This is a genomic window from Pedomonas sp., from assembly GCF_036515995.1.
Lineage (GTDB): Bacteria > Pseudomonadota > Alphaproteobacteria > Sphingomonadales > Sphingomonadaceae > Pedomonas.
On record NZ_DATBUP010000212.1, the window covers coordinates 1 to 7116 of the forward strand.

Genomic DNA, 7116 nt, shown 5'->3' on the forward strand with positions numbered 1-7116 from the left:
CGCCGCAGCAACGCGGGCTACGTGCCCGATCCGAACAGCCCGCCGCCGGGCATCGATCAGGCCACTTGGGCCGAGATGCTCGCCAAGGCGAAGTCAGCCAAACGTTGATGAAGGAGGCAGCCATGCCGGAAACCAGCAGACTTGTTGGCGTGAAGATCATCGAGGACGTGAAGCACGAGCGGACACACCGCGTGCTGCTCGACCGTCGTGCGCTCAAGCAGGCCATCTCCGAATGGGTGGAGAGCAAGCTGGGCATTGCTGCCAGCGGCGCAGGCGTCAGCGTTAACATCCACTTCGAGACGGAAACTGAGGGGTCGCCTGCCTACTCGGTCGGCACCTGCGCGGAGGTGTGCATCATCCGTGATCTGCGGACGGTGAACCCGGCCGAGGCTGTGGCGGTGCAGGCATGAGTGGAGCAGAGCACACTTCGGGGCCCTGGTCTCAAGGCACCCTGCTGATGACCCGTACAACGCGCCGCTGGCCGGAGCATGAGCGGGTGCAGGCGAATGCCCGCGAACGCCGCAGGGTATTCGCAAACTTCAGCCGCCTCGATGAGGGGCGCAGCCGGGTGCTGATTGCGATCTGTGAGCGGGAAGAGGATGCCCAGCTAGTTGCTGCCGCGCCGGCACTGCTGGAGGCGCTGGAATGGGCCTTGGCAGAGATCGAGGGCAGAACGCGCTACACGTCACCGGTTCAGCGTGAAAACTGCGTGAACCGGGCGCACGCTGCCATTGCGAGCGCGCGCGTTGGAGCGGCTGCGGCAAAGCTGGAGAGGGGGAGGGCAGCATGACGCTGGATGAGCTGATTGCAGCGCTTGAGCAAGCGACGGGGCCGAGCAGGGAGCTTGACTGGCAGCTTTCGGATTACCTTGGCGAGATCCCGGCGCACAGCATTCGAACAGTTGGGTTTGATTACGACTGGTATCGTGCGCCAGGAGGCACCGCGTTGTGGCGGGCGAAAGACGGCGAAGGCCGATTGGTCGAGCTGTGGGAGCCCAAGAAGCGCACCGCCTCCCTCGACGAGGCCCTGACGCTGGTGCCAACGGACTTGGCGATTATCGAATTAGTGCTTGGCTGGGACCCCAGCAGGCCATCGGTTCACCCGGCCGCTGTAGTGCGCTGGTATCCACCCAATGTCGCTCACGACGGCAAGTCATGGCACGCGCAGATTGCGAGCGCAAAAACGCTGCCGCTGACAGTGTGCCTCGCTTCCCTGCAGGCGAGGAGGGCTTCCGCATGACTGACATGAGCACCGCACCGCGTGACGGCTCCCTGATCCGCATCCGGTACCAGACCACAGGCGGCGCTGTCGCTGAGGGCATCTACAGCTGGCGCGCGGGCACGGGCGACTGGCTGAGCGAGAGCGGGGATGGAGCGCTGGCGGATGGCGGGGATCTGATTGGGTGGGAAGGGGTGGAGTGATGAGCGAGAAGCTGTTCGCCATGCAGCACGGCCCATATATCCCGTGGTCGCTCGCTGAGATCATCTACGAGGCTTACGCGGCGCAGTACGGCACCGAGCAGTCAATCGAAAAGCTACACAACCGAGGCGGCTTTAGCTGGCGGGAGGTTGAGGTGATCTTTAGCGGCCTTGCGCGGCGCGAGCCAAAGAAGCTCGACGCGCTCCGCCAGCGGCACCGCATTCCGTACATTTGCCCTGCTCGGGGGAGGTCTTAGCATGACCTACCCCGACGACGTGCTGAAGGCGGCATTGAGAGCTTGCGGCCTTGGCGATGTCACAGATCCGGCAGCCATAGAAATGGCAAGCTGTCAGGACCGGGTGCGGCAATGCGCCAGCGCCATCATGGCCGAGCGGCAGCGGTGCGCGGACGCCTTGGAGAAGCTGCAGCGGCCGGCCTTGGTAATTGATGAAGGCGCGGAGTGCTTCATTCAGGCAGTTGAGTTGGGGGTAGCCAAGGAAGCCATCCTCGGCCAGCAGGAGATTAAGCATGCCAGCTGACGTGGAATTCATAACCGCCGTCATCCGCGCAGGGCGGGACTACCGCGGGCGCGATGACGCAAAGGCCGGCGGGCCGGGCTACGAGTTCGCCGCCACAGCCATCATCCGGGGCGGTACCGCTGAGATCGTCGGCGCCACGGGCAAGCTCACGCGCGGCCTGGCACGGGACATCGAGGTGGCGCTGACCGAGGCGGGAATCAGCAAGGCGCGCTGGGAACGGTTCAACCACCAGTCGCCGCGCACCGTCGAGCGGACGGCGACCGGGGAGGGCGACAATGGGCGGACGTAGTCGGGACGATGGGGTGAAGGCTCACCACTACTGCGGCCTGCTCGTCCTTGCGGGCGTGATGCTGTGGCTGGTGGTGCGGATCGTGGCGGGCGTGGTGCAGGTAATCGGGGGCTGAGATGGGCAAGGCGACAAGGGCAAGGCGGGACGTGCAGGTTCTGGGGCCGACGCCGGAGCGGGCGGCGAAGGGCGCGTTCAAGCTCGTGGACGTGGAGCTGGAGAATCATCAGGATCGGCGGGCGAAGGCTTACCGAGACTTTGCATCCTCGACCATCGACCGCTGGCGCAAGAACCGACTCATCACTGAGAGCCAGTACAAGGCGTGCGATTACTTCCGCGAGGTCTACCAGGCGTCGGGTCTGCTGAGCCGGGTCACGAGCGCATATGAGGGGCGGTCGACGGTCACGGCACGCGGCTTTGGACCGGGCAACACACAGCGCCAGTGCGAGGCTGTGAGCGAACTGCAGCACTGGTTGGGCAAGGACGGGAAACCGGGTCGCCTGCCGGCGAAGTATGCCGACGTGTTCGTCAACGTCGTGGTGTTCGACATGAGTACGGGCGAGGCCGGGTCGCTGGCGGGTTACACCAGCGCCCGGGCAGAGGATCGGGCGAAGCTTTTTGTGGAATTTTGTGCCGATGTGATTGCGATGGATAGGCGGTTTTAGCTGTCTGCCTCTTCGCGGTACTGCCCTGCTTCACACCAGAATAAGACGCCGCCTGAATCGCCGTCGTTCAACGCAAGCAGATTGCGGTTCAGTAAGTCGGCCGCCATCGTGCAGTTTCCAAAGTTATACTCGCCCGGTTCGTTGACATCGAACGTAGCCCAATGGATGCGCATTGATCTGTCCAGAGATGAATTCCGATAGAGCGTGTAAGTTTCTCCGGCGGGCTTTTTCGGCTCATCGGAGCAGCCTGCCAACATGGAGAGAAGCGCTACAATCGGAACGAATTTGAAAGCTAGGACCTTGCTCATCATCTCTGTTTTCTCTTGCTAAGAATAGGCTCGAATCTGAAGACCAAATTGCACTTAGCAATTAACAAAACGTTCACTTGAACGATTGACCGCCCGAGGGCTTCGCGGTAAATATCACCACAATCCAATTGCTGCGCCTCGGCCTCACCGTAAGGCGCGCTAAGACGAAGCCAGCCGCACGCTATACAGCCTGCGGCTTTTTTTATGAGTCATCGATGCAAGGTTTGAACGACGCCGTATTTCGGCGCCTGAAGGACGCTATTCGCTCGGTGGATGGCGTCAAGTTCCCGGTGGGCCGCTCATTTGCCAAGGTGGATGCCAAAGACGTTGCCCTGCTAAGCCAATATCGGTGGCGCAAGCAAGGCCGCTACGCTGCCACGAGGCTGCCCGATGGCTCACTCTTGCTTATGCACCGGCTGCTCTTGAGCCCGCCGGGCGATATGCTGGTTGACCATATCGATGGCGATGGACTCAACAACTGCCGCCATAATTTGCGCGTCTGCACCAATTCAGAGAACATGAAAAACAGAAAGTCGTCAGGCGGTGTCTCGCGCTTCAAAGGGGTATGGCGCGACGGCGATAGATGGCGCGCGACCATCCGGGTCAACGGCAAGAAGATTTGCTTGGGAACCCATCCGACTGAGGAGCGTGCCGCTCGTCGGTATGATGCGGCTGCGAGGCGCTGGCATGGAGAGTTTGCCAAGACCAACAGGGACCTTGGCCTTTTCTACAGGGGCGCTCATTCAGCGTAAGGAGGCGGCATGAGCCGGCACCTCTATCGCCCGGGCCACCAGCGTCAGCCAGTCGAGAGACTGAGAGGGCGCAAGGGGCAGGAGCAGAGGCTGCGGCGGCTGAAGGCCCACGGTGTGACGTGCTCACGGTGCGGACGCATCGGCACGTGGGAGAGCAAGCAGGCAACGGATGCGCTGCCGCTGCTGGTGATTGACCACATCGTCCCGCTGGCCCTTGGCGGCACGGACGAGGACAGCAACACGCGGGTGCTCTGTGAGCCCTGCCACCGAGACGCGACGGCCGAGCAGTTCGGGCACCGCAAGCGGATCGGCTGCGACGAGGATGGCTGGCCGGTCGGCGACCACCCCTGGAGCCGGTGACGGCCGGGCCGGACGGCCCGCCGGGCGCGGCAGGGGCGACGAGGCGCAAGAATATTGCGCGTTAACCAAATATCGTCGCGCGTTAACCATTTGGGCGGGGGGGGTGTCGAAAGTCTGGGCCGATCCGGCCGGACACCGCCCCCCTCTCGAATCTCAACGCTAATACAGGAATTTTTCGGCATGAAACGTCGTCAGCGCATCGACAGCGCCACGGCGGCGGTGAAGGTCATGGCGGGCGCGGCCAAGGGCGAGCTCCTGCCGCCCGAGCACAATCCGCTGCCGGAGGGCGCACTGCCGTTCTGGCGCGCCATCGTGCGCGGGCGCGCGCGCGAGGAGTGGGAAGAGACGCCGGCGTTGCTGTCGACGGCAGCCAGCCTTGCCTGGACGCAGTGGCAGATCGCGCAGGCCCGCGGCTACATCGATGGTTCGGTGCCGATTCCGGATGGGCTTCGGGCTGCTGCCATCCTCTCGCAGCTCAACGAAATGCAAAGGCTCGAAATGTCGTACCTGCGCACGCTGCAGCAGCACGGGCGAGGCGCGCAGGGCGAAGCGCGGGATGCCAGCAAGAGGCGGGCAGCAGCCAAGGCCATCGAGGACAACAACCCGTTGGGCGATGACCTTCTGGCGAGGCCGAACGCAGTCAACTGATGGCGTTGCGCTTGCGGCACTGCTTGGTAGGGTGAGGCATGCCTGCTCCCCTTGATGTCACCGGCCAGCGGTATGGTCGTTTAGTTGCTGAGTTCCCAATTGGCTCGGATGGTATCAATCGGGTCTGGCGATTCCGCTGCGACTGCGGGGCGTCTGTCAATGCCCGGCTAGCCCCCGTTCGCTTCGGCGGCCGCAAATCTTGCGGTTGTTTGCGGCGCGACGTGGCGGCAACCCGGAAAGGTATCGACCTGACGGGGCAGCGATTTGACCGGCTTCAGGTAATGCGGAAGGCGTCTCCCGACAAGCACGGGAACGTACGGTGGGAATGCGCCTGCGATTGCGGCGGGAAGGCGCTGGCGAAGACGGCAGCGTTGCGGAAGGGTGGCAAGCGCTCGTGCGGCTGTATCCGGCGAGAGATGATGGCTGCGCTAGGTCGCAGCAGTAAGAAGGACAACCCTGTTTCGAAAACGCCAGAATATAGGCGTGCACTGAAGAAGAAGATCATGTCGAGGCCTGAGCGGCTTATGCAGGCGCGGATTAGCCGCCTGTTTAGGCACGCGCTGGCGAGTGTCAACGCACTGAAGACGAGCGCGACATTTGATCAGCTCGGCTATACGCCAGCTGACTTGGTGGTCCACATTGAGCGCCAATTCGTGCCGGGCATGGGTTGGCATAATGCGGCCGAGTGGCAGATTGACCACATCGTCCCCGCTAGTACGGCGGCGACAGTAGAAGATGTGATTGCGCTCAACCAGCTGCCTAATCTGAGGCCGATGTGGGCGCGCGAAAACAACCGAAAAAAGAACAGGCGAGAGCACCTGCTGTAAGGCCGCTCACGCGCGGTGAGCGCGTCATAGCCTTCATTGAAAAATGGTGTCGCGTTCCTGAAGGGAAGCTGGTCGGCAAGCCCATGCGGCTGGAGGCCTTCCAGAAGAAGTTCATCAAGGAGGTTTACGACAACCCGGCCGGCACGCGTCTGGGCATCCTGTCGATCGCACGCAAGAACGGCAAGTCAGGCCTGATCGCCGCGATCCTGCTGGCCCACCTGGTGGGGCCGGAGGCTCGCCTCAACAGCCAGATCGTGAGCGGTGCGCGCAGCCGGGACCAGGCGGCGCTGGTGTTCAATCTGGCCCGCAAGATGGTGGCGCTGTCTTCCGAACTGTCTCAGCTGGTGCGGGTCGTGCCGTCCGGCAAGACGCTGATCGGTCTGGCCATGAACGTCGAGTATCGGGCGATGGCGGCGGAGGCCGGCACGGCGCACGGCCTGTCACCTGTGCTCGCCATCATCGACGAGATGGGGCAGGTCAAGGGCGAGTACGACGCGTTCATCGAGGCGATCGAGACGGCGCAGGGCGCTTATGACGATGCGCTGGAGCTGGTGATTTCCACGCAGGCTCCGACGGACGCCGATCTGCTGTCCATCCGCATCGATGACGCCAAGCGGTCCGGTGACCCGACAGTCGTCTGTCACGTATACGAGGCCCCGAAAGACTGCGACCTGCAGGACCCCAAGGCTTGGAAGGCGGCGAACCCGGCGCTGGGCACATTCCGCTCAGAGATCGAGATCCGGAACAAGGCGGCTGAGGCGGCTCGCATGCCGTCGGTCGAGAACAGCTTCCGCAACCTGTACCTGAACCAGCGCGTGATGCGGTTCTCGCCGTTCCTTGCGCCGGGGGTGTGGAAGGCATGCAGCGGCCCGGCTGAGGATGCGGCTTTCGCGGGCGATGTGTTCGGTGCGCTCGACCTGTCACAGACGACGGACCTCACGGCCCTGGTGCTGATCGCCAAGCTGGCGGGCCTCTGGCATGTGCGGCCGTACTTCTGGACGCCTGCCGACACGCTGCTGGATCGGGCCAAGCGAGACCGGGTGCCATACGATGCCTGGGTGCGTGACGGCTGGCTGAGAACGACGCCGGGCAAGGCGATCGATTACGAGCACCTGGCGGCGGACATCATGCAGATCTGCGCCGGGCTCAACATCAAGGGGCTGGCCTTCGACCGGTACCGGATGGGTCTGCTGAAGCCGCACTTTGAACGGGCTGAGGTGGAACTGCCCCTGATCGACTGGGGGCAGGGCTATGTCAGCATGTCACCGGCAGTCGATGCAACCGAGGTCGAGTTTCTACATGAGCGGGTGCG

The 7116-nt window shown here is 63.3% G+C and carries 15 protein-coding genes; 14 read left to right on the forward strand and 1 reads right to left on the reverse strand.

Annotation, left to right across the window (positions count from 1 at the left end; genetic code table 11):
- Window positions 1-122: 122 nt before the first annotated feature.
- From VIG90_RS15515 to VIG90_RS15555, 9 genes are read left to right on the forward strand one after another with little or no spacing between them, the layout of a single operon-like run.
- The gene (locus VIG90_RS15515) at window positions 123-410 is read left to right on the forward strand and encodes a hypothetical protein (RefSeq protein WP_331594424.1); all 288 of its coding nucleotides are present in this window, start codon (window positions 123-125) and stop codon (window positions 408-410) included.
- A gap of 47 nt (window positions 411-457) precedes the next feature.
- Window positions 458-790: a hypothetical protein gene (locus VIG90_RS15520; RefSeq protein WP_331594425.1), complete on the forward strand. Its 333-nt coding sequence runs from the start codon at window positions 458-460 to the stop codon at window positions 788-790.
- The gene (locus VIG90_RS15525) at window positions 787-1239 is read left to right on the forward strand and encodes a hypothetical protein (RefSeq protein WP_331594426.1); all 453 of its coding nucleotides are present in this window, start codon (window positions 787-789) and stop codon (window positions 1237-1239) included. The genes VIG90_RS15520 and VIG90_RS15525 overlap by 4 nt, the downstream gene beginning before the upstream one ends.
- Window positions 1236-1421, forward strand: a complete 186-nt coding sequence (locus VIG90_RS15530; RefSeq protein ID WP_331594427.1) for a hypothetical protein — start codon at window positions 1236-1238, stop codon at window positions 1419-1421. The genes VIG90_RS15525 and VIG90_RS15530 overlap by 4 nt, the downstream gene beginning before the upstream one ends.
- A complete protein-coding gene (locus VIG90_RS15535; protein ID WP_331594428.1) occupies window positions 1421-1675 on the forward strand; it encodes a hypothetical protein in 255 nt (84 codons plus the stop codon). Before VIG90_RS15530 ends, VIG90_RS15535 begins: the two co-directional genes overlap by 1 nt.
- A gap of 1 nt (window position 1676) precedes the next feature.
- Complete coding sequence (locus VIG90_RS15540; RefSeq protein WP_331594429.1) at window positions 1677-1958, forward strand: hypothetical protein; 282 nt, start codon at window positions 1677-1679, stop codon at window positions 1956-1958.
- Window positions 1948-2247 (forward strand): hypothetical protein, encoded by a 300-nt coding sequence (locus tag VIG90_RS15545; RefSeq protein ID WP_331594430.1) that lies wholly within the window; start codon window positions 1948-1950, stop codon window positions 2245-2247. The genes VIG90_RS15540 and VIG90_RS15545 overlap by 11 nt, the downstream gene beginning before the upstream one ends.
- Window positions 2234-2362, forward strand: a complete 129-nt coding sequence (locus VIG90_RS15550) for a hypothetical protein (protein ID WP_331594431.1) — start codon at window positions 2234-2236, stop codon at window positions 2360-2362. Before VIG90_RS15545 ends, VIG90_RS15550 begins: the two co-directional genes overlap by 14 nt.
- Before the next feature lies 1 nt (window position 2363).
- Complete coding sequence (locus VIG90_RS15555; RefSeq protein ID WP_331594432.1) at window positions 2364-2909, forward strand: hypothetical protein; 546 nt, start codon at window positions 2364-2366, stop codon at window positions 2907-2909.
- On the opposite strand, the gene VIG90_RS15560 is transcribed toward VIG90_RS15555, so the two are convergent.
- Window positions 2906-3220, reverse strand: coding sequence for a hypothetical protein (locus VIG90_RS15560; RefSeq protein WP_331594433.1), 315 nt, complete (start codon window positions 3218-3220; stop codon window positions 2906-2908). The genes VIG90_RS15555 and VIG90_RS15560 overlap by 4 nt on opposite strands.
- 212 nt (window positions 3221-3432) lie before the next feature.
- On the opposite strand from VIG90_RS15560, the gene VIG90_RS15565 reads away from it, so the two are divergent.
- From VIG90_RS15565 to VIG90_RS15585, 5 genes are all read left to right on the forward strand, one after another.
- The gene (locus VIG90_RS15565; RefSeq protein ID WP_331594434.1) at window positions 3433-3969 is read left to right on the forward strand and encodes an HNH endonuclease; all 537 of its coding nucleotides are present in this window, start codon (window positions 3433-3435) and stop codon (window positions 3967-3969) included.
- 9 nt (window positions 3970-3978) lie between these two features.
- Complete coding sequence (locus VIG90_RS15570) at window positions 3979-4329, forward strand: HNH endonuclease signature motif containing protein (RefSeq protein ID WP_331594435.1); 351 nt, start codon at window positions 3979-3981, stop codon at window positions 4327-4329.
- A 180-nt stretch (window positions 4330-4509) separates the two neighbouring features.
- Window positions 4510-4977 carry a hypothetical protein gene (locus VIG90_RS15575; protein ID WP_331594436.1) on the forward strand — a complete coding sequence of 156 codons (468 nt, stop codon included), beginning with the start codon at window positions 4510-4512 and terminating at the stop codon, window positions 4975-4977.
- 38 nt (window positions 4978-5015) lie between these two features.
- On the forward strand, window positions 5016-5804 hold the full coding sequence (locus VIG90_RS15580) for a hypothetical protein (RefSeq protein WP_331594437.1): 789 nt from the start codon (window positions 5016-5018) through the stop codon (window positions 5802-5804).
- 83 nt (window positions 5805-5887) lie between these two features.
- A partial coding sequence (locus VIG90_RS15585; RefSeq protein WP_331594438.1) for a terminase TerL endonuclease subunit occupies window positions 5888-7116 on the forward strand: 1229 nt, incomplete at its 3' end.